At 36.0% G+C, this 21,896-nt stretch carries 19 protein-coding genes; 2 read left to right on the top strand and 17 right to left on the bottom strand.

What is annotated here, in order from left to right; all coding sequences use genetic code 11:
- Window positions 1-377: 377 nt before the first annotated feature.
- Window positions 378-617, top strand: coding sequence for a hypothetical protein (locus KS419_RS06410; protein WP_217065239.1), 240 nt, complete (start codon window positions 378-380; stop codon window positions 615-617).
- A 55-nt stretch (window positions 618-672) separates the two neighbouring features.
- Here the strand turns inward: KS419_RS06410 and KS419_RS06405 are convergent, their stop codons facing one another.
- From KS419_RS06405 to KS419_RS06325, 17 genes are all read right to left on the bottom strand, one after another.
- Window positions 673-1,095 (bottom strand): hypothetical protein, encoded by a 423-nt coding sequence (locus tag KS419_RS06405; protein ID WP_217065238.1) that lies wholly within the window; start codon window positions 1,093-1,095, stop codon window positions 673-675.
- 36 nt (window positions 1,096-1,131) lie between these two features.
- A complete protein-coding gene (locus KS419_RS06400) occupies window positions 1,132-1,347 on the bottom strand; it encodes a helix-turn-helix domain-containing protein (RefSeq protein WP_217065237.1) in 216 nt (71 codons plus the stop codon).
- Between the two features lie 9 nt (window positions 1,348-1,356).
- On the bottom strand, window positions 1,357-1,848 hold the full coding sequence (locus KS419_RS06395; RefSeq protein WP_217065236.1) for a DUF2975 domain-containing protein: 492 nt from the start codon (window positions 1,846-1,848) through the stop codon (window positions 1,357-1,359).
- A 415-nt stretch (window positions 1,849-2,263) separates the two neighbouring features.
- Window positions 2,264-4,540: an ATP-dependent DNA helicase gene (locus tag KS419_RS06390; protein WP_217065235.1), complete on the bottom strand. Its 2,277-nt coding sequence runs from the start codon at window positions 4,538-4,540 to the stop codon at window positions 2,264-2,266.
- 199 nt (window positions 4,541-4,739) lie between these two features.
- A complete protein-coding gene (locus KS419_RS06385; RefSeq protein ID WP_217065234.1) occupies window positions 4,740-5,945 on the bottom strand; it encodes an MFS transporter in 1,206 nt (401 codons plus the stop codon).
- Window positions 5,946-6,463: 518 nt separating this feature from the next.
- Window positions 6,464-7,759, bottom strand: coding sequence for an MFS transporter (locus KS419_RS06380; RefSeq protein ID WP_217065233.1), 1,296 nt, complete (start codon window positions 7,757-7,759; stop codon window positions 6,464-6,466).
- 137 nt (window positions 7,760-7,896) lie between these two features.
- Complete coding sequence (cobA, locus tag KS419_RS06375) at window positions 7,897-9,369, bottom strand: uroporphyrinogen-III C-methyltransferase (RefSeq protein ID WP_217065232.1); 1,473 nt, start codon at window positions 9,367-9,369, stop codon at window positions 7,897-7,899.
- A 102-nt stretch (window positions 9,370-9,471) separates the two neighbouring features.
- Window positions 9,472-9,792 carry a nitrite reductase small subunit NirD gene (nirD, locus tag KS419_RS06370; protein ID WP_217065231.1) on the bottom strand — a complete coding sequence of 107 codons (321 nt, stop codon included), beginning with the start codon at window positions 9,790-9,792 and terminating at the stop codon, window positions 9,472-9,474.
- Window position 9,793: 1 nt separating this feature from the next.
- Window positions 9,794-12,220, bottom strand: a complete 2,427-nt coding sequence (gene nirB / locus KS419_RS06365) for a nitrite reductase large subunit NirB (protein ID WP_217065230.1) — start codon at window positions 12,218-12,220, stop codon at window positions 9,794-9,796.
- Between the two features lie 468 nt (window positions 12,221-12,688).
- Window positions 12,689-13,987 (bottom strand): serine hydrolase domain-containing protein, encoded by a 1,299-nt coding sequence (locus KS419_RS06360; protein WP_217065229.1) that lies wholly within the window; start codon window positions 13,985-13,987, stop codon window positions 12,689-12,691.
- A 169-nt stretch (window positions 13,988-14,156) separates the two neighbouring features.
- Entirely contained in the window at window positions 14,157-14,696 is a 540-nt protein-coding gene (locus KS419_RS06355; RefSeq protein ID WP_217065228.1) for an RNA polymerase sigma factor, read from the bottom strand.
- A gap of 246 nt (window positions 14,697-14,942) precedes the next feature.
- On the bottom strand, window positions 14,943-15,524 hold the full coding sequence (locus KS419_RS06350) for a TetR/AcrR family transcriptional regulator (RefSeq protein WP_217065227.1): 582 nt from the start codon (window positions 15,522-15,524) through the stop codon (window positions 14,943-14,945).
- 213 nt (window positions 15,525-15,737) lie between these two features.
- Window positions 15,738-16,130, bottom strand: coding sequence for an ASCH domain-containing protein (locus KS419_RS06345; protein WP_217065255.1), 393 nt, complete (start codon window positions 16,128-16,130; stop codon window positions 15,738-15,740).
- 66 nt (window positions 16,131-16,196) lie between these two features.
- Window positions 16,197-17,450 (bottom strand): MFS transporter, encoded by a 1,254-nt coding sequence (locus KS419_RS06340; RefSeq protein WP_217065254.1) that lies wholly within the window; start codon window positions 17,448-17,450, stop codon window positions 16,197-16,199.
- Window positions 17,451-17,659: 209 nt separating this feature from the next.
- Complete coding sequence (locus KS419_RS06335; protein WP_217065226.1) at window positions 17,660-18,436, bottom strand: class I SAM-dependent methyltransferase; 777 nt, start codon at window positions 18,434-18,436, stop codon at window positions 17,660-17,662.
- Between the two features lie 133 nt (window positions 18,437-18,569).
- A complete protein-coding gene (locus KS419_RS06330) occupies window positions 18,570-19,400 on the bottom strand; it encodes a GNAT family N-acetyltransferase (RefSeq protein ID WP_217065253.1) in 831 nt (276 codons plus the stop codon).
- A gap of 259 nt (window positions 19,401-19,659) precedes the next feature.
- Window positions 19,660-20,022, bottom strand: coding sequence for a VOC family protein (locus tag KS419_RS06325; RefSeq protein ID WP_217065225.1), 363 nt, complete (start codon window positions 20,020-20,022; stop codon window positions 19,660-19,662).
- A 496-nt stretch (window positions 20,023-20,518) separates the two neighbouring features.
- On the opposite strand from KS419_RS06325, the gene KS419_RS06320 reads away from it, so the two are divergent.
- The gene (locus tag KS419_RS06320) at window positions 20,519-21,739 is read left to right on the top strand and encodes an IS110 family RNA-guided transposase (RefSeq protein WP_246593679.1); all 1,221 of its coding nucleotides are present in this window, start codon (window positions 20,519-20,521) and stop codon (window positions 21,737-21,739) included.
- The last annotated feature ends 157 nt before the right edge of the window (window positions 21,740-21,896 follow it).

Raw genomic sequence — 21,896 nt, 5'->3', positions numbered from 1 at the left:
TACATCAGTGTCTGTAATATGTAAAAAACTTATAGAGAAAAACGATCACATCTTTACAAAACCAATAAAGAAGAACTTAACCTAATCGTCCGGCTCGAAAAAGCGAATCTTTTTTCTTCTGAATGTTCCAAGTTTTTACTTATTTTGTCACAATTCGACAAAGATGAGAAAAATCCTTCTTCTTCATTTAACAAATTAGTGATTTTTTTTATAGCAGGGACACTCTTAGAAACACTACTTTGCCGTTACTTTAAGTTAATACATTTCGTTTGTTCCAGTTAACCATGCTATGCAGAGACCTGAATACTTAATATTAGCTTACTAGTTACATTATGGAAGGATCATGAAAAAGTTGAAAATGAATACAAGGGGAAAACTTGGATAAATTTAAAAGACATATTATCCTTATGAATGTGGTAGATGAAAACGAAGAGGATATAATCTTCAACGTTGGTACACTACTATATGAAAATACCGATGATTATAATTTTATTCTTTATGAAGTGAATGGTAGTATTTTATTGCAAGGAAACCCTTATAAACTAGTATCCTTTATGACTACTAATTTTGCTTTTGTACTGCATCCAGATGATCGCAACAACGTATTAACGTTTTAACTAGAAAATAAATGGAGAACCTCCTTGTATCGGAAGTTCCCCTTGTGAAGTTCTACTATTTTATTTGTCTAATTTCAACGTCTTCCATGGAATCACCGGTTATTTCAAAAAGAAAATCTGTATTTGCGGCCAATTCGATGGTGAAGGGCTCCAGGTGTACTTGATTTAGTTGGTCCTTATCCTGTAACACCACCACAAAAGATTTTTCCCCTATCAATTGAAAGTCTACTTTATCAATGTATTCAAATCCAAGTATATCCCCTTTTTCTATTTTGGAACCATCAGCGTACATTACCCCACCTGAGTTTATTGCATTTTCAGATTGAACATTCACTTCTATTGTATAATAATCAAAATTTGCGTTATTTCTAATATTTAATACCATGGAATTAGGATTGGGCTTCATTGGAGTAGCAGAATGGACGGCACAAGCTGATAAAATAACAAGGAACACCAAAAACATGGATAATTTTTTCATTCACAATGGCCCCTTTATAAGTTATTTTCTATATAATTATTCTTCCTTTTCACTTTCATATTCGAGAATATCTCCTGGCTGACAATCTAAGGCGTCACAAATAGCTTCCAAAGTGGAAAAACGTATCGCCTTTGCCTTTCCATTTTTTAGTATGGAAAGGTTAGCCATCGTAATGCCAACTCTCTCCGAAAGTTCTGTTACACTCATTTTTCTTTTCGCCAACATCACATCAATATTGATGATAATCCCCATTATTTCACCTCAAACCGTTAAATCATTTTCTGATTTTATTGTGATTGCTTCTTGTAGGAGTCTTTGGAGAACAGCAGCAAAGACTGCAATTACCAACGGTGCAAATATCATGATCAATCCAACAATGATGAGCCCCGGTGCATCATCTATCTCTGCAATGATATAAACAAATGGAATGGCCATGACATAGAAGCCACTAATGATCAGTGCACAAATTTTGATTTTTTTTAGTGCTGTTACAGATAATTCGGAAAATGCATGATTTTTGTCTATGTAGTTTAAAAGGTTAAGTGCTTGGTACAATGCGAAATAAAACGGGATCGTGGAACCATACATTATTCCTAAAATACCAAATACCATGTATGCCACTGTGGAACCTTTATCAACTGCTTCTATTGCCTCCTTCCCAATTTGAGGCAATAAAAAAATACACAAAGCAAGAACTGGAATCCCAATACAAATAACAGCTATTTTTAGAAAGAGCGTTGAACCTCGTTTCATCAAAAGCACCTCTTCACTATAATCTCCATATAAATTTATCATACAAATTATTGTTTAACAATAAATATTTATTGTTTTAATTAAAAATATTATTGTTTTAAGGGTAGTTCCGTTCAGGTATATTATCTATTTTATAAGTGGATATGCAATATAGAAGCATTTTTACTGACAACTTCCAACAGCTAAAAGCCAAGTCCACATAAATCGTGTCTTGGCTAGTTACTTGCAAGTATTATATTCCAAAGTCCGTCCCCTTCTTCTTCCGTATCTATATCAATAGCGATGCACGTACTTAAGATAATTGAATTTATGTAAAAATATTATTATATTTTTCTATGTCATTTTTATCAACTTCCCCTCACTAACTTTTCACTATATGTCATACCTTTACTTTTAACATTTTTAGACTTTTATATTAAAAGAGACGAATTGGGGCACCCACACTATAATCCTGCCATTCATAAGGGAGTAACGCCTGATACTTCTTCTGTAAAAACCGATCATCAATTAAGGCAATCATGCCAGTATCCGAATCAGATCGAATCAGTCGTCCACCTGCTTGCAGTACTTTATTCATTCCAGGATAGACATAAGCATAATCAAAGCCATTCTTTCCAACCGATTGGAAATGGTCTTTAATAATATTTCGTTCAAAACCAATCTGTTGCATGCCGACCCCAACGACGATCACACCTTGCAATCGATCACCTTTCAAGTCAACACCTTCAGAAAAAATTCCTCCTAGTACAGCAAAACCTACCAATCTTTCGGCACGTTCAGATGTAAATTGTGCCAAAAAATATTCCCTCTCTTCTTCGGCCATTCCCGCATCCTGAATAATCGTAGACACACTTGAACCATACTCCGTAAATTGCTCATACGCGTCTCTCATATATTGATAAGATGGAAAAAAGACTAAGAAATTTCCTTCCTTCTTATCTATCACATCTTTGATAAAGTGTACCATCGGTGCCATTGTCTTTTCCCTATCCCGATATCTCGTCGATAATGGTTGGATGATGACCTCTATGTTTTTTCTCGCAAAAGGGGATGGAATGGAGATAACATAATCCTCCGATTGTCCCCCAAGTAACTCTTTATAATAATCTGCAGGTATTAAAGTTGCTGAAAAGAACACCCTATTCCTAAATCCTTTCCCCATTTTAAGAATTTGTTGAGATGGATCAAGGCAAAATAGCTTCATCTTCACTTCGCTTTTATGAACTTCAACATATGTAATGAATTGCTCATTGTAAAGTTTAGCAATTTTCATAAAAGTTTGCGCGGCAAAATACGTGTCTAGCAACAATTCATGATCAACCTTCACCAGTTGTATCTCCGCTTGCATGATGAATGTTTCTAGTAATGCAACAAGTTCTTCATCTAAATCCTTTCGTAAATATTCCTCAGACTTCTTCACTTGCAATAAATAGTCATTGATCGCTTTAGCCTCTATAGCAAGGGGAGTATTTTTATAATACCTTTGCAGTTGCAAAAAGTTGGATTTATGAATCGTAGCAGAATACATTTCCCTTGCACGATCCACTAAGTTATGGGCTTCATCTACTAGGATGGCCGTTTTCTTTTTCTGATCTTCCATCAACCGCTTCAACGATACTCTCGGGTCAAAAATATAATTATAATCACAAATGACAGTATCTACTGCATAAGCAAGTTCGATAGAAAATTCAAAAGGACAAACTTGATGCTTTCGAGCATATTGTTCAATAATGCCTCGATTTATCAGCTTCTCCTGCTCCAAAATATCAATAATCGCCTCATTTATACGGTCATAAAAACCAGCTGCAAATGGACAATTTTCACTTGTACAAATCGTTTCCTCTTGAAAACAAATTTTATCTTTGGCGGTTATTGTCAGCACTTTCATATCTAGACCGTGATCAATCAATAGCTGACATGTTTCTTCTGCCGCTGTTCTTGTAATTGTTTTTGCAGTCAAATAAAACATTTTCTCCAGTTTTCCTTCGCCAATCGCTTTTACAGCAGGAAAGATAGTAGATATTGTTTTCCCTATCCCAGTCGCAGCACTTGCGAATAATGTTTTTTTGTCATCAATCGTTTTATATACGGCACCTGCAAGCTTACGTTGACCTTCCCTATATGTTTTAAACGGAAACTCAAGTGTTTTACTTGTCTTATTTCGCTTATTCTTATGCTTTATCTTCACTTTTAAAAAAATAGCATATTCCTCGATTACCTCATAAACGAATGATTTCATTTCCTCATATGTCATCATACGACGAAATTGTTTCTGCTCCAGTGTTTTCACCTGTACATACGTAAGTTGAATCGTCAAATCTGATAAATGATGGTCACCAGCATAAATATAGGCATAAAAAATAGCCTGTGCCCAATGGACTGGATATGTATCTTCCTCAACATCATCTAATGAATTTACTATAGACTTTATTTCATCAATTGTCACAGACTCCTCATCTTTCAGTAGTCCATCACAACGTCCATCCACTCGAACAACAAAATCTTCATAAGGAATATCTGTTTCTACATACACTTCCTTTTCATCGTGTTCTCGGTAACCTTTTTGGATTAACTGATGGATTCTTGTGCCTTCTGTCATCGTAGAAGAAGAACGGAATCCAGTTTCAATACTGCCACTAAGATACACGTATTCTACTAAATTTCTTACTGAAATTTTCACAACGTTAGTCATCTTATCACCTAAAGTAATTATCAGTGGGGTTGAGCGGTTAGTCAAATTTAAATATAATTAAAAAGGAAGGGATCGGTCCTTTTCCTTTCTATACATCCCGGTCTTTGCTGTTTTTCGTGAGATCTTTAATTTCATATCCTAATAAACAAATGCTTGTTCATTCCATTTCCATTTAATTACGAAGTTTCTCTTTTCGCTGTTACACTTCACCTTTTACAATATTAAATTCATGCCGTTTATATTGGATCATAGATACGGTTCCAAGAATTGGACCAACCGCTAAACATACAAAGACCCATTCCCAGCCTACAAAACTCTCAATAAAAGGAATTAGATTTATAGAAAATATAGTGATTAGGAAACCAATACACATTTGAAAAGTAAGGGCTGTACCTACATACTCAACTTCTGCTACTTCTGAAACTGCGGCAGAAAATTGGGCAGAATCTGATATGACAGACATTCCCCATATGATAGAAAGGGTTAATGTTATCCAAATATATTGACCATATGTAAAACCAATCAAGATACAGCATATAGCACTGATAGACATAGAAATAATCGTTAAATTCGCTCTTCCAATTTTATCTGACACTATCCCACCTATTACACAACCAATTCCCCCTGCAATACCGATTGTAATAAAAGAGGAAAGTGCGACGAACCAGGGAGAAATTCCTGGTGAATAGCTTGTAAAACTAGAGGTCAAAAAGATGGGAATCCACGTCCACATTGCATACAACTCCCACATATGCCCAAAGTAACCATAGTTCGCAAGCATTACAGGTTTATTCTTTACTACCCTTTTAATTAATTTAAATGAGAAAGGTAATTTTTTAGTTGTTACTGGAGCATCTTCTAAAATCCAGTTGACAATTATAGCTGCTAGTAGTGCCAATACTGAACTACAAATAATCACTAATTGCCAATTTAAAGAAGAAGGGAATATTACAATAAAATGTGGCAAAGAAGACCCTAGAGTTAATGCTGCTATTAAGATACCAATAGCAAGTCCGCGTTTTTTTGGAAACCATTGTGATAGTATTTTTATAGCTGTCGGGTATACACCAGCGAGTGCTACACCAGTTAATATCCTAAGTAAGATACCTAAAAAAGCTTGATCTACTAGTATAAGTGCAACATTAAAGAGCGCTCCTAGAAACGCTGAAACAGACAATACTTTTCTAGGATTAAAACGATCTGCTATCCCAAAATAAGAACTAAATAATGCACCTATTACAAAACCAATTGGGACAGAAGTAGACAACCACACTTCTAAGTTGGAGCTAAGATTCCATACTTGTCTTAGTTCGGGTGCTATAACAGAAGCACTAAACCACAAACTTAATGCGCATATTTCAGCTAATCCAATCCATACTAATGCTCTCCATGAACCTGGAATCATGGTCTCCCCCTTTTTACATTGTCATACATAGATGTCCTTGACATAATCGCAATCATACGAACTTGCATCATTACAGATATGAAATCTAACAATACTCCACAGCAACTTTTTCTACAGAGTATATTTCTTTACTTTAAACACACCTTTTTGAATTTCCATTTTCAAAGGGATTTAGTCAGCAATCAACAAATCAAGAAAATCAGTATTCTTGTATGAGAGAAACTCCACTCCCTTTGACTCCCAACTATAGTATAAAAAAGGCGCACTCTTGTAAAGTACGCCTTTTCGTCAATACTGAATTATCGCTTCCCATGCTACACGATTTCACCATTCTTGTTTATACTCAACTCAAGACTTTAATTAAATGGGAAATCGCAAAAACATTATTATCATTTAAGTCCCACTCTTCTGATTTTCGGGGTAGAAGAATACCCTTTTATGCTGAAGCACTGCTTTTAACATTTTGAGACAAATTCGCTTCCCCCACACGGTGAAGTTGCACCACACTGGGTACCTTATCAACATTCAATGCCTGATTTTTTCCTAGAATACCAAAACCAGCAAACAAACAAGCTGATGACATAGTATATAACAAAGGCATATAAAGCAAACAACGCACTGCCAGTAATATCAATGGACCATCCGAAGATTTTAGGGATTAAAAATGCTCCATACGCAGCAAATGCTGCGATTAACCCTAGTACTGGTGCAGATTGTTTTGCTTCGAATATAAATGGCACCATTCTAAATGTAGCACCATTTGCAATGCCCGTTCCTGCAAATAATATAATAAACATGAAGAGAAAACCAATGAAACTACCTACTGATAAGAAGAAAATAATGCCTAATGTGGCCATAATCATACTAACAATCGTCCAAAAAGTTACCTTCGAACCACTGTTCATTTTATCTGCTAACCAGCCTCCAATGGGGCGGATCGAAGCGCCAATTAACGGCCCTAAGAATGCGAATTGAACCCCGTTTATATCTGAAAACTCACTATTTATTAACAATGGAAAAGCAGCTGCAAATCCGATAAAGGAACCGAAGCACATAATATACAACCATGCCATCACCCATGTGTGTTTCAACTTTAAAACGGCTAATTGACTTTTTACACTTTGTTTCGTGTTTGGTAGCTCATCCATAAAAAATAACGTCAAAATAAATGATAAAATAATTGGAATGACCCATACAAACGCGGCATTTTGGATATATATTTCAGTGCCATCTGGTAATACTTGTCCACCGCCTGTTAATGTTCCAATAAAGCCCAAACTAATCACAATTGGTGTTAGGAATTGAACAACACTAACTCCTAAGTTACCTATTCCTACATTGATACCATTTGCAGTCCCCTTGGCCTTCCTAGGATAAAAGGGGTTTAATGATGCTGTAGAAGATGCTAAATTCCCTCCACCTAATCCACATAAAGCTGCTAATATCGCCATTATTGTAAAACTCGTATCCGGGTTTTGGACTGCAACCCCGATACCTATTGCAGGAATCAAAAGAACCCCAGTTGTTAGTAACGTTGTTTTTTTACCTCCAAGTATTCCTGGTAAAAAAGTATAAACCAACCGAAACGTAGCTCCCGTTAAACCAGGTAATGCTGCCAGAGTGAATAATTGACTATTAGTAAATTCGAAACCAACATCGTTTAATTTAACGGCGGTTACCGACCATAATTGCCAAATAATAAACGCAAGTATTAAAGCAAAAACCGATAGTTTTAAGTTTTTATTTGCTATCCTCTTACCTGTTCCATTCCAGAACTGTTCATCTTCTGGTTGCCATTCTTTTATCTGTGCCATCCAGTACTCCTCCAACATTCGCAAATTAAGACTCTTTATCATGCTTTCTCATATATACAGTGCCGGCGTACGAGTTTGATTCCACCGTGCCCCCTTATAATTTTAAAAAGAAGTTCAATCACTTCTCCCTGGTATAGCTATATCAACACTTTTTCTTCATCTAATAATAACGATTTCATCAATTCTTCTACTGTTGGCTTTGTGGGCCTCTTATTAACATTCAACCCTTGAGCTGTAGCCATTAGTTCCGATTTTTCTCCCATTGCTACAATGTTGGATGTTCCTAGTAACTCATGAATCGCCAAACAACTGCTCTCCACGATTGGTTGAATGGACAAGCTGCTCGGGAAGATGACCGTATCAATTTCTGCTTCTTCCAACATCCGCTCTACAATTGGTGAAAATTGTTCATCAATCGTTTTTTCAGTAGTTATTAGTACATCATGGGATCCGTAGTTTACAGTATTCTCAAGCGTTTGAGTTCGTACTGTACTGTCTCCGACGACTAAAAGGGTCCCAACCTCTTCCATAGTAGAAGCTGATTTTGCAACAATTCCTCGAGAGGATAGCGCTTTTTTAGATTTTACAGAAGGAGCATAGATTTCCCCTCTAAGGTGGCGAATATCAATCTCCCGATCTACAAGGATATTAAAAAATTGTGCCACACTATCAGGCGAGGTAAACAGGACTTTATCATAGGAACAAAGGTTAGTAAGGATAGCCTCATCCATAATGGCAGGCGTGCTTTTCCACTTTGGATACTCTATGACATCCGCCCCTTGCGCTCTTAGCTGACGAGCAAGGTGACTTTCCCCTTCACTTGTCCGGGCCAACAGAATTTGTCTACCAAATAGAGGTTGGTTTTCAAACCACTTACATTTTTCACGGACATTAACGATATCACCTATAAGGGTAATCGCTGGATTAGTGAACTTAGCAGAACGGACTTTTTCAGCAATCGTTTCAAGCGTTCCTTCCAGTGTCTTCTGGCGACCAAATGTCCCCCATTGAATTAAGATCACGGGAGTAGTTGGTGCCTTGCCGTATTTTATTAAGTTCTCACAGATGAATGGCAGGTTAGCCACTCCCATATAAAAGGCAATTGTATCGATTCCTTTAACCAACCCTTCCCAATCAATGTTTGGTTGGCCATTGTTGGATTTATCGTGGGCAGTTACAACCGCAAATGACGTCCCGTACTCTCGGTGAGTGACAGGGATTCCAGCATAGAGGGGGGCAGCGATTCCTGACGTGATACCCGGTACAATCTCAAAACGAATACCATGTTCTGTTAATTCCTCAGCTTCTTCCCCAACACGGCCAAAGACGCTCGGATCTCCCCCTTTTAGTCGTGTCACGATTTTCCCCTCGAGTGCCTTCACAATTAATAAGTCATTAATTGATTCCTGCCGTAAAATATGGCGTTGTGGGAGTTTGCCACAGTAGATGAGTTCACAATCCGATTTTGCAAAATCAAGCAATTTAGGATTCGCAAGTCGGTCATATAAAATAACATCTGCTTTTTTAATCGCTTCTAAACCTTTCACAGTTATTAGTCCAATATCACCAGGCCCTGCTCCTACTAAATACACCATCCCTGTTTGTCTCATGCTGTTTTCCCCCTGTGTAGAGGGAGGCAGCGACGCTCATCCCTCTATTTGTTTAAAAAGTATATGCTCTTTTCACCGGTATACTTGTGTTTCAAGCTTTTCTTACACACTGACGTATACATCTCCATCGAGTACTTCTACTTTATACGTTTGCACCCTACCTTCATCAGGGGCCTGAACTATACCGTCAGCAAGTGAGATTTTCCAATCATATACAGGACAAAATACATAGTGACCACTAACTAACCCTTCTGATAGAACTCCTCCCTTTGGATGCGGGCTCCTGTCCTCTATCGCGTATAATTCACCACTGGTCACTTTAAATAGAGCAATGCGTTTGTCATTTATTAAAATTGGTTGTCCCATTTGTGGCTCCAGTTCCCCATAGGTTGCAACTTTTACACGTATTCCTAAAGCGTTCATATTAGTTCACCTCTACTTGAATCTGACGTTTTTTATAAAACTTTTCTTGAATTTCTTTATTTTCAAGCGCTTCTTTCCAAGGCTCGGTGTAACGTGTTAATGTCACTTCTAATCTTTCAATTAGTTGTTTTTTCGTTTCAGAATCAGCGATATCTTCTTTGATGTTTTCCAGACCTACACGTTCTACCCAATGGGAAGTCCGCTCCAAGTAATTTGCAGTTTCACGATAATACTGGAGGAATACACTAGTCATTTCCATGGCTTCTTCCTTTGTTTTAACAGCACATAACAGGTCACCAGCACGTAAATCTGTACCGCCGTTCCCCGCTACATAGATTTCCCAACCACCTTCGACACCGACGAAGCCAATATCTTTAATTCCAGATTCTGCACAGTTACGTGGGCAGGCAGATACGCCCATCTTAAATTTGTGAGGAGTGTCCAAGCGTTCAAATTTTTTCTCCAGTTCGATTCCGAGACTCATGGAATCTTGTGTACCATAACGGCAGAAGGTTTTACCTACACATGTTTTCACCGTGCGAAGTGTTTTGCCGTATGCATATCCAGAAGGTATATCGAGCTCTTTCCAAATGGAAAGCAAGTCATCTTTTTTTACTCCAAATAAACCGATTCTTTGTCCACCTGTCAGCTTAACAAGGGGAACATTGTATTTATCAGCGACTTCCCCGATTTTTTTCAAATCATCCGCTGTCGTTACACCACCGTACATCCTCGGGATAACGGAGTAGGTACCGTCCTTCTGAATGTTTGCATGCATTTTCTCATTCACTAAGCGGGAGTTGCTCTCATCGATATATTCCGTAGGATTCAACATTCCAAGTAGGTAGTTCAAGGCTGGGCGACACTTGGAGCAACCTTCTTCATTCTTCCAACCTAGTACATACATTACTTCTTTTGTTGAGTTGAGACCTTTCTCTTGAATTTCGGCAATAACTTCTTCACGATCAAGTGTAGTACATCCACATAGCGTTTTTTTCGTTGCTGTATCTTTATCGAAGGAATCTCCTAGCGTGTGAGCAAGGATATCACCGACTAAGTCTTTACATCTTCCGCATGAACGACCGGCGTTCGTACATCCGCCTACTTCGTCGACCGTAGTTAACCCGTTTGTTGTAATCGCATCAACGATCGTTTTCTTCGTGACACCATTGCAGCCGCACACGAGCTCATCATCAGGCATGGAAGCAACATCCTCACCGCCTCCTCCTACACCACAAGAAGTCTGAAGAATTTGCGTACTAGTAATTCCAGTCAAATCTTCTTTTTTCAATAGCATCCGGAAGAGCTTTTGACCATCGGACGTATCGCCATAAAGGACGATGCCAGCAATGCGATTCTCACGGATCAGAATCTTTTTATAGACACCATCAAAATCATTGTGAATTCTAATGGATTTAGTACAATCATCTTCTTCTACTTCCCCTGCAGAGAACAAGTCAACACCTGCAACTTTTAGTTGTGTTCCTACAATGGATCCTTCATATCCATCCACATCATTTGCCGTTAACTTGGCGGCAAGTACTTTCGCCTGTTCATAAAGAGGTGCCACCAACCCATACGTCACTTCACGGTGCTCGGCACATTCTCCGACTGCATAAACGTTTGGAATGTTCGTTTCCATAAAGTCATTCACAACAATTCCACGGTTCACAAAGATGTCAGTGTTATGCGTAACCTTAGTATTCGCCTTTATTCCTACCGCCATGACGACGAGGTCTGCCTCGATTTCGCTTCCGTCTGTGAAGCGAAGGCCAGTCACCCGTTCGTCACCGAGAATTTCTGCGGTCTGCTTTTCCATCAAAAACTTCATCCCTTGTGCTTCCAACTCGTTTTTAAGCATCGCACCAGCGGTTGAATCCAGTTGTCTCTCCATTAAGTGTGGGGCCAAATGAACTACACTTGCTTCCATACCAAGGTTTAGTAATCCTCTTGCAGCTTCTAAACCTAAGAGCCCGCCACCAATAACTACCCCTTTTTTATATTGATTCGCTATATTGATCATCGTTTCACAATCATTTATATCACGAAACCCGGTAACACCATCTTTATTCGCACCTGGAATCGGTAAGATAAAAGAAGAGGAACCTGTTGCAATGATTAGCTCGTCGTATGATACGATTGTGCCTCTTTCAGAGATTACTTGATTGTTATTGGTGTCAATTTGAACGATTGCTTCGTTTACATGTAGATCAATATTGTTTTCCCTATACCAATCCCAATCGTTCATGATTATGTCATCGATCGTAGTATCGCCTTGTAATACATTGGATAACTTGATTCGATTATAGTTCGGATGCGGCTCCTCTCCGAAAATGGTGATTTTGTACATCTTATTATTTTGTTTTAGAATCTCTTCAATCACTCGGATTCCAGCCATTCCATTCCCGATCATCACTAGGTGTTTCATTAATACTCCCTCCAGTTATGGGTGTTTTCGAATTAAGTACTATACTGATACATTTATATTAAAATTAATTTATTATTTTGTGTGTGATATGTATCACAACCGGAAGTGATATTGTATACAGTTTCACAAATTCGACATTTTCAGTGTGTTGAGCTAAGTTGACGTGCTCGTGATTGCTTTAACTTTATAAGTTGAGCATAAGTGCCATGAAACTGTCCCTCTCCCTTGGCGCTCCATCCGTTTAAAACCACTGGATAGTATAGGTCCAGATAAAAAAAGACCACTAGTGCTTGTAACACTAACGGACAAGTAATTTACATGGGAATTAGAGTATGTATACCAAACGGAGCAAGACTGGAATGTCATTTGCTGATATTAGGAAGGACCAAAAAATCCTGTGAATGTCTCTCATTTTTTATTATATTAGTAATCTTTAAAAAATGTGTTGTTTCGTTCTATCATCGTAGTTTAATAACATTTAGAAACTATATATTTTTTTTCGTTAAAATCTTTATACTCCACACCTACTATTTCACCTGACAATGAATAATGGAATTTGATTTGCTCATTAACCATTTCGGTTAAAAAAGTCGTTTCTGATGCAGTGTGACTGACTGGCACAAGTTTAAATTTGTAGAATGCCCCGTACATTTTAGGGACTGTTAAATAGAGCTCACCATTTTTTATAGAGATGTCTAAAATTTTGCTCTCCTCTTCAATAAAGTACTTACCAGCAATAAGTTCAATGTTTGTAAAATTGATTGGCTGCGTAGGAAGAGGCAATGATACAGGATCATCAAAAATTACCTTAGCCATCTCTTTTGTTAAATGTGTAACAGGCGTAACATTTATATTGCTTAAAAAGGTAATAGTAACTTGTTCATCAACAAACCTGAGAATATTACTGGAAAAACCACTAATATCTCCAAAGTGATGTTCGCATTTTCTGCCTAGTATCTCAGACACTACCCAACCACATGAATATGAGCCATGATTTGGGGTAAACATTTTTTCTGTCAGTTCTTTGTTTATTAATTGAGATGACCTTAACGCCTTGTCCCAAATAAATAAGTCCTCAGTAGTAGAATATAATCCATATCCCCCTAGTGGAAAAGACAAGTCTGCATGTGCTGAATGAACAGGTTCTTCCCAGAATGAATAACCAGAAGCCAAATTTGGAACGACCTTTATTCCATCATCGCATCCTGTATTATACATACCCAATGGATGGCAGATTTGTTCTTGTATGTAATCTGCATAAGTCATACCTGAAACATTTTCGATAATGGCTGTTAGCAATGCATAACCAGAACTTGAATATTCAAAGCGGCTCCCAGGCTCGAATTTCAATTCAAGATGTTTAAATGAATCAATCAGTTGATTTAAAGTCATTGGAAGTCTCATTGTTTTAGACCAAAACTCAGGAAAACTTGTGTAATTTGGAATTCCTGTGGTATTTGTTAAACAATGATAAATTGTAATGTTTTCACCTTGTGGATAGTTGGCAAAATACTTCCCTATACTATCGTCTATATTCAAATATCCCTTTTCGTGTAATTGAAATATAGCAAGAGCAGTAAAACCCTTAGTAAGTGAACCCATACGAAATTTAGTAGTCCGTTTATTTGGAACCATATGCTCCCAATTAGCCATGCCAAAACTTTTATTTAAAATGAAATTTTCATTAGAAGTGATCAAAATGGAACCATTCAAATAATTATTTTCTTCGTACCTTTCTATCCATTTACCTACCCGTTTTTCTAACATGCAGTATCCCCTCCATTTTTTGTGCTTTCAATGTATAACTTACCTTTGTAAACAGAACTCCCCAACACTTGCCACATAAACCATCCTCTACTTTCTCGGTTTACTTATTTGAGTGTTCAAAGTATTGTGAAGTTTCACCAATATAAAGAATGTAGTGTTTTTTTACAATTTAAATATTCTTCACACACATTAATTGTCTTAATATCCTTCTCCCTCGATAAAGACGAGTTTTCACTGTCCCAATGCTTATATTGTGAAGAAAACTTATTTCCCTACAAGTTAAACCATATAAATGGTAAAGTTTGATTATTTTTTTATATTTTTTAGGTAGTAACTCAATTTTGTGAAGCAGATCTTTTCTATCTAAATTCTTTATCATTGTATTTTCTGCCGATGGTATTTGTACTTTTTTCAAGTCCTCTGGGCATTCAACAGGAACGGTAAATTTGGAATGTTTGGTCCTTAAATAATCAAGACACTGATTTCTTGTTGTAGTAATCAACCAATATTTCATTTTATTCTTATTAATAGAATGGAAGTTAATAAATAGTTTAATATATACTTCTTGAATAATATCTTCCACTAAAGTCCAGTTTTTCAAGTATTTATATGCGACATATTTTAACTTTCTTTCCACCTGCCTTATGATTTTAGTGAGTTCCTCTTCGTTTACTTTACCACAATTTTTTATGTTTTCTTTATTCCCCATACTCAATCGATCACCTATGTCTCTACGCTTGTGAATAATGTATACATCATTTAAAATACAGATAATATATAACACTTTATATATATCATTATATATATAACCCTGGCACTTTTACAATCATTATTTCATTTTTTTAGTTACTGATGATTTTAAAAAAATTATCAAAAAGACCAATATAAGACATAAAAAAAGTGGGAGCATATGAACAAGTATGAAATGCTTAACTTGTTTATTGCTACCACTGTTTTAATCGTTATTATTTTCTTTTCTTAAACGCGCTGCAGTTATGATATCATGACCTGTTCCTTCTAATAAGTTAATGATTTGCTCTTCGCCAAGCTCTTTTGGCAACAAATTATTACCTACCATAATGGATAATCCAGTTTGAAAAATCTTCATCTTCAAGAAAATCGTCATAACCTCTTCTTCACTAAATCCCTGTAAACTCTGATCACTCTGGATCTTTGCAAGAATAGTTTGTTCCATTCCTCGGTCATATTCTTCTAAATAAGTGTTTGGGTTTAAAATGAAATCTGTAAATAATGCTCGATACTTTTTGGCAGCCAAAATACTTGCAACACCTAAATCAAGAAAAGGGTTACCTGAATCTTGCTTCCCTAAAATGTCATTACTTACTTTAATAAGCTTCCTAATGACTTCCCGTTTTAGTTCTTCCACATTATTAAAGTTAACGTATATAGGGGCAATGGAACTTCCGAGATTTTCTGCAACTTTACGAATTGTAATACTGTTTATACCATTTACCTTTGCAATATCAAAGGCACAGTCAATAATTTGTTCTTTCGTAAATTTATTTTTAGGTGCCATAATAATCCCTTCTATAATGAAATAAATACGATACATATCATGCATTATACATTTATTTTTATTATTGTTCCATAACTTTTCTTAATGTATAACTCGACTGGTAAAAAACATTAAATCTTTCTATATAAAATGAGCCTAAAAATCTACAGTTTCCATACATTTTTAGACTCTTTTATACTTTTATACTTTTATTCCTGTTCTTAGAAAAATTATTTATTTAACTACTTCAAATAATTCAGCAATTAAAATAGTCCCTTCGTTAACTTTCACCCCTAATTCATTCCAGACTATTCTGTGGGCTTCTTGGAAATGTTTCGTGTTATCTCCATAACCTTCCCCACGTACAAGTCTTGGATCAGGGTTTCCAACTGTCGTTTCAACTACTACTTTCAATCGTACATTACATCTAGGGTTACCATTTTTATCCACAACAGTGGCAGTCTTACCAACTGATTCATAGATCTCTTTTAATTCCTGTTCGGAATATTCTTCCTTTAAAGCGCATGTCGCTGTTTTTTCCCCCTTGATTATCTGCTGAATCAACTTTTCACCAATTCCATTGTGGTCTTCCCAACCAAATTCCATTTTATAATCGTAAACTTTCATTCTAGACATATTTCCACTCTCCTTTTCCTACATATCTCTCCGTCTCCCTTCTAATTGGTTCTCGTGCTAATTTGTTTTGACTGGTTCCATATTTGGAGGTTGATTGTATTTTATTTTTGAAGGCTGAAAACTACCTATACTTAGAGAAACTGCTAGTAAAAACATAATTAACGTCCCTAAGATAACTGCTACCTGTATGGAAATAATTTGAGCAACCACCCCGAAAAGCACCGTTGTTATAATAACTAAAATAGCTTGGATTAAACTATATAAGCTTCCTATTCTCCCCATCACTTCAACAGGAAAATTGTTTTGGTAGAAAGTAAGAAACCCAGTATTCGCAAATGCAAGGAAAAACGCAAGAACGAAGAAACCTAATGCAGCAATATGAAAGGAGCTAGAAAAAGCATAGATAAGATAACCTACGGAAACAAAAATGGACCCTAAACCAATTAATAAGGGAAGGCTAATTTTTTTTACAAAAAGGGTGTTAATAAAGGCACCTATAACAATTCCTACTCCTGCAACACTGACCAAAAATCCATATTCACTATCGGATAAATAAAGTACTTCCTTAGCAAAAGCCGCTTCCAAAGAATCTACAGCTGCTGTCATCACCATAACCGAGCTAAATAAAAAATAAATCAGCATAATATAAATATTTTTTCGGCTGAAATCTACTACAACTAGTAAATCCTTCTTCAAGATATCCAACGATAACACCTTATCGTTCTCAGGAGTTACATTTTTCTTCTCTACATTAGGCATGAACAAAGTAATTAGACCTGATAGAAATAAAGCGACAGCATTCATGTAGATGGCTACTATTGGTGTTCCAATGATAAATAATAATCCAGCAATGGCTGGACCAATAAGAAATGCTCCCGAGTCCATTAAGCTTCGAAGAGAGTTAAATCGTTTTCTTTGTTCAGGCGGGATTAACTTGGTGATATATGTCATTGAAGTTGGTGCGAACATGGAACTTGCCATATTTATTAGAAAAACGATAAGATACACTAGCCAAATAGAATGAAAGATTAAAAAAGGAATAAGAAATATACATAGGGCTCGAAATAGATCAAGACATATCATGACATTTCGTTTATTTAAACGGTCAATTAAGCTTCCTGACCAAAAATTGGTTACTAAAGTAGCCATTGGGATTAGAATATAAAGTACTGCTACAGCTAGAGGGGAACCTGTTATATCAAATACAATTAAGTTTAAGGCAATTAAATAGACCCAAGCTCCAATATTGGACACACCAATACCTAATAATAATATGAAAGGATATTTCCATGATTTAATTAACCTTTTCATAACCATCCTTTTCCCCTCCATTGTAGGCTAATAAATTTCTTCAATTAAAAAACCATCCCCAAGACTGTCGTTCGTCTTAGGGACGAAATTTGCTAAAATGTGGTGTCATCCCAGAAGGTTATTAATATGTCACCAGATGAACCTTATTAAGTACAGCATGAACAAACAGTCCAAATAAAGTGTTTTATAGCTCCCTAGTACTTGTACGATTACTTTTCAGCTTTCCAAATCGTCCATCTATCTTTTTCAACAATACTATTCATCTTTCCTAAGGATTCATCAAGGTGGTCGATAAGTAACTTTAATTCTTCATCGTCTAATTCATGTAATATACTTCGACCAGTTCTAGCCTTTATATCGTTCAGTAATTGCCCTTTATCCTCATATTTTTTTCGTTTCTCCCATAGTTTAACTTCTTTAATGTTCTTGAATCCTGCTTCCTTCAACCTTTCGACGACAACTTCACTTTCAAATCTCCGCTTCGTCTCCATATCTATTAATTTAGGAAAAAGCTCGAAGAAATACCCTCTAACATGAGTTTCATTGCCTTCTAGTAAACAGTCATCAGGAGTACGGTCTTGGACAATATAATAACCACCATCCTTTAAGATACGATAACCCTCTTTAAAACAAGTATGTAAGTCTTCTATATGATGGATTAATGCCCTCTCCAAGAGTAAATCATAGCTGTTACTTTCCAATCCTGTTTCAAAAGCATTACCATGCTTAAAAGAAATATTTTCGTATTCTTTGCAATTATCTCTTGCTCCGTTAAGCATTGAGTCTGAAAAATCAACACCTGTTACGAATTCAATCCCCAGGTCAGCAAGTGCCTTCGTATAAATACCACCACCACACCCTACATCTGCAGCAAGAGAGATAGTTTCGGTTGGTACAAGCTGATTTATGGCATCGATCCAAGATTTATCAGCTTTGCGCGTTGTATAACTACTTTGATTCATATCACTATGAAAATCAATTCCCACATACCCCACACCTTTTCAATTATATTTCTTAATGAGAGTATCCCATTAGCTCAGAAAATGAAAATAAAAGCACAGTTCATCTCTGCTTTTGTTTTACTCGCTTCTTATTATACTAACGCTTGATAGTTCAAGATTACTCAAACATAAATTCATATCCTATATAATTAAATACTTTTCTGAATCCTAGTTTTTCTGCAACCGCAATCGAAGGCTTGTTAGACTCCATGCAGTCCCAATATGGAATAAAGTTGTTTCTTAAACAATCTTCTACAAAAGTTAAGGCTCCTTTTTGTGCTAACTTTTTACCTTGATACTCTTCCAAAGTTTCAATATCAATACAGTGAAAATTATCAACTACAAAACCCGAAAAACAAATACTTACAATTTTATTTTTATAAATTACAGAGTAACCAATGCCTTTACTAAAGAACCTCTCGGGTGAGGACCAAACCTCTAATATCTTGGAATGTAAAAATTTTATATTCTTAATTGATTTATCACTGTTTTCAAAAAGTGTTTCACTAATTTTGACAATATTATAATCTTCTTGAATAGTAAGTTCGCAGTTGCCTATATAGTCGTTTTTTTGTAAAGTATAAACCCTCTGATTCCAACTTCCTAAATTACGATTTTCAAACACTTTTAAAATAGTTTCATCCCACTTATTATGATTACCAATACCTTCAAAACAAGTTAGTCCTACCTTCCTTGCTTCTGGTATGATTAATGTATCAATAAAAAGATTTAATTCGGAATTGAACACTTCGTTTCTTTCATTTCCAATAAAGAAAAATCCATCGTTATTACCTAACCAAATAAGTCCCGAAGCGGGAGAGACAATATCATCTACAAAAATACGACCAGGATTTACTCCTTCGACTACTGCTTTAGGTTCTAATTGACCTTGCGCATATAATAAATCTTTACATTTATGAAATTCAGTTTTTTTTAACTCTAATATCATTAACAACATCCTTCCATTAGAGAATATCTTCTTCTTCAACAATTCTGCTTCCTTAGTTAAATTAAAGATGGTAGCTCTTTAATTAACACTGCTCCCCGTTAGCGACACCATAGCAGTGTTAACTTGTTCCATTACCGCATTAGTTTAATTGAAAATTATCACATTGTTCATAAAGAATTATTTATAAGAATCATACTTTAAAATAGTTGAGAATCTGTTATACACTTAATCTTTTGCCTTACTTACATGGAAATTAAAATCATTTTCTTTTAATCATTTCAACTCGGTTCCCAAAAGGGTCCCTAAATTCAAACCGTTCATAACCTGGAATGGGAACAGAATCTAAAATTTTAATATGATTCCTATCTAAGATGTTTCTCCAGTGAGAAATATCATTTACTTCATAGGCTAAATGTGACTTCGTTGTTAATCTATCAAATCCATCTTCTGTACCTACATGAACCTCTTTATCCCCAACCTGTAACCAAAAACCACCGCGGCCTTTTAGAGATTCGGGTTTCTCTATTTCTGGTAAGGCTAATACATTGCAATAAAAGTTTTTCCCTTCCTCTTCAGCACCCTTTGGAATGGTAATCTGTGCGTGATGTAGACCAATTATCATAATATATGTTCCCCTTTCAACATTGTATAACAAATGTTATGTATCGTCAGTTTTATTTTATTTTAAATTTTAGAATATGTAAATAGGATTTGTTTATTAAAGGATGAATTTCTGCTGTATCTTCCTTCACCTTCTTAGAATTCTGTGCAAAAGAGCAAAAACTTCGAGTTTCCTATCCTTGATGATCTTCAAGGTCATCTACAGGAAACTAATTTATTGATTTTGACAAACAAAAATTGCTAACAATACAAACATACTAACATTAGTAGTGCAGACCCTGGCCAGGGTTTGTGCTACTATTTTTTTATAGTAGAAGTGAAGTAAGGCCGACCAGCCTCTAGGACCATTTAAGAGTCCGTATTATAAACCGGCCGACTTCACACCCTTATTTGAATCAGTTTAGTATGTTGGGTCCTTAAGAGATCGAGTAAAAGAAAGTGGAATCGATAAGGCAATGTGAAGGCTTCTATGAATGGTAAGAGAAGGAGAAATGAACATGAAACATGTTCTAGCATTCGATGTTAGTATGGGGAAAAGTACAATGGTTATCTATAATCACTATAATAAATGTGAATATGAAGGCGAAATTACACATAATAAATCGTCCTTTAAAGCCTTGAATGAAAGGATTTGTGAAATCATTAAACGGGATGGTCAAGCACCTGAAATTGTATTTGAAGCATCAGGAGTGTATTCGAGACCATTAGAACAGTTTTTTCAAGCAGAAGGCTACACCTATCATAGAGTTAGCCCGTTAGAAGCGAATCTACAAACGGCTTCGATGCGTCGTCATAAGACAGATATAAGTGATGCTCATGGGCTTGCTAAATCTCATTTTCGAACAGAACGTTCTACGACATACCAGGAAGAAAACTACTATAAACAAATGCGCGCACTAACACGTTATTACGATGAACTAGATAGTGAAATTATAAGTCTATACAGTAGATTGCACGCTATTTTACAGCTTAGTTTTCCTGAATTAGAGCGTCTTTTTTCAAAACGTTCTGCTCTCTTTTTGAACGTCACTCAGCTTTTCCCACACCCAGATGAAGTATTGGCATGTTCTAAAACTGTAATACGAAATAAAATAAAAGGGAATACAAAAAAGAACATATCCCTTAAACGTGCAGAAGAAAAAGCAATAGAATTACTTCACGCAGCACAAGATTCCTATCCAGCAATATCAAAAGATGATGTTCGTTGTGACCAAATTCGGGATTATGCTATACGTATCACAGATCTTAAAGCGAAAAAAGACATGCTTATAAAACAGATGGTTGAACTTTCAAAAGATCGTATTGAGTATCAGGTATTACTTTCTTTTCCAGGGATTGGAGAGGTGACTGCTGTAAGACTAATTGGAGAACTAGGGGATCTACAACGCTTCCAGAACCATAAACAATTGAATGCATATGTTGGAATTGATATCATGCGTTATCAATCTGGTAATACATTTTATAAAGATAAAATAAATAAACGAGGAAATAACAAATTACGAAAACTATTGTACTACATGGTTCAATCGATGATTAAACTTCGTAAGAAGTCCAACAATCATATTGTAGAGTATTATGACAAATTAAAAACGCAACCTCAAGGCAAACCCCATAAAGTTGCGTCAATTGCATGTGTGAATAAGTTCTTGAAAGTGGCCTTTCATCTAATCACACACAACATCACCTATGATTACAATACAGCATCCATCTGTTCGTAATCAGTTATTTACACTATAACATAGATGACCTTTCGAAAAAACATAACTCGTCAGGTCTATTTGTCATTTCCAAAATGTTTTTTTGGGTGGGAGTGGTACCCCTCCCACCCAAAAAATAGTTATTAATTAATAAAAACACTTGACTGTAGGTAAGAAA

The organism is Evansella tamaricis (assembly GCF_019042215.1).
GTDB lineage: Bacteria > Bacillota > Bacilli > Bacillales > Salisediminibacteriaceae > Evansella > Evansella tamaricis.
Note: the sequence above shows the minus strand (reverse complement) of the source record. Positions and strands in the feature narration are given on the sequence as shown.

Coding starts and splice junctions, on each gene's coding strand:
- KS419_RS06405 (WP_217065238.1), bottom strand. CDS start 1,095: ATGAAAAAATTATCCATGTTTTTGGTGTTCCTTGTTATTTTATCAGCT.
- KS419_RS06400 (WP_217065237.1), bottom strand. CDS start 1,347: ATGGGGATTATCATCAATATTGATGTGATGTTGGCGAAAAGAAAAATG.
- KS419_RS06395 (WP_217065236.1), bottom strand. CDS start 1,848: ATGAAACGAGGTTCAACGCTCTTTCTAAAAATAGCTGTTATTTGTATT.
- KS419_RS06390 (WP_217065235.1), bottom strand. CDS start 4,540: ATGACTAACGTTGTGAAAATTTCAGTAAGAAATTTAGTAGAATACGTG.
- KS419_RS06385 (WP_217065234.1), bottom strand. CDS start 5,945: ATGATTCCAGGTTCATGGAGAGCATTAGTATGGATTGGATTAGCTGAA.
- KS419_RS06380 (WP_217065233.1), bottom strand. CDS start 7,759: ATGGCACAGATAAAAGAATGGCAACCAGAAGATGAACAGTTCTGGAAT.
- cobA (WP_217065232.1), bottom strand. CDS start 9,369: ATGAGACAAACAGGGATGGTGTATTTAGTAGGAGCAGGGCCTGGTGAT.
- nirD (WP_217065231.1), bottom strand. CDS start 9,792: ATGAACGCTTTAGGAATACGTGTAAAAGTTGCAACCTATGGGGAACTG.
- nirB (WP_217065230.1), bottom strand. CDS start 12,220: ATGAAACACCTAGTGATGATCGGGAATGGAATGGCTGGAATCCGAGTG.
- KS419_RS06360 (WP_217065229.1), bottom strand. CDS start 13,987: ATGTTAGAAAAACGGGTAGGTAAATGGATAGAAAGGTACGAAGAAAAT.
- KS419_RS06355 (WP_217065228.1), bottom strand. CDS start 14,696: ATGGGGAATAAAGAAAACATAAAAAATTGTGGTAAAGTAAACGAAGAG.
- KS419_RS06350 (WP_217065227.1), bottom strand. CDS start 15,524: ATGGCACCTAAAAATAAATTTACGAAAGAACAAATTATTGACTGTGCC.
- KS419_RS06345 (WP_217065255.1), bottom strand. CDS start 16,130: ATGAAAGTTTACGATTATAAAATGGAATTTGGTTGGGAAGACCACAAT.
- KS419_RS06340 (WP_217065254.1), bottom strand. CDS start 17,450: ATGAAAAGGTTAATTAAATCATGGAAATATCCTTTCATATTATTATTA.
- KS419_RS06330 (WP_217065253.1), bottom strand. CDS start 19,400: ATGATATTAGAGTTAAAAAAAACTGAATTTCATAAATGTAAAGATTTA.
- KS419_RS06325 (WP_217065225.1), bottom strand. CDS start 20,022: ATGATAATTGGTCTACATCACGCACAGATTACCATTCCAAAGGGTGCT.
- KS419_RS06320 (WP_246593679.1), top strand. CDS start 20,519: ATGAAACATGTTCTAGCATTCGATGTTAGTATGGGGAAAAGTACAATG.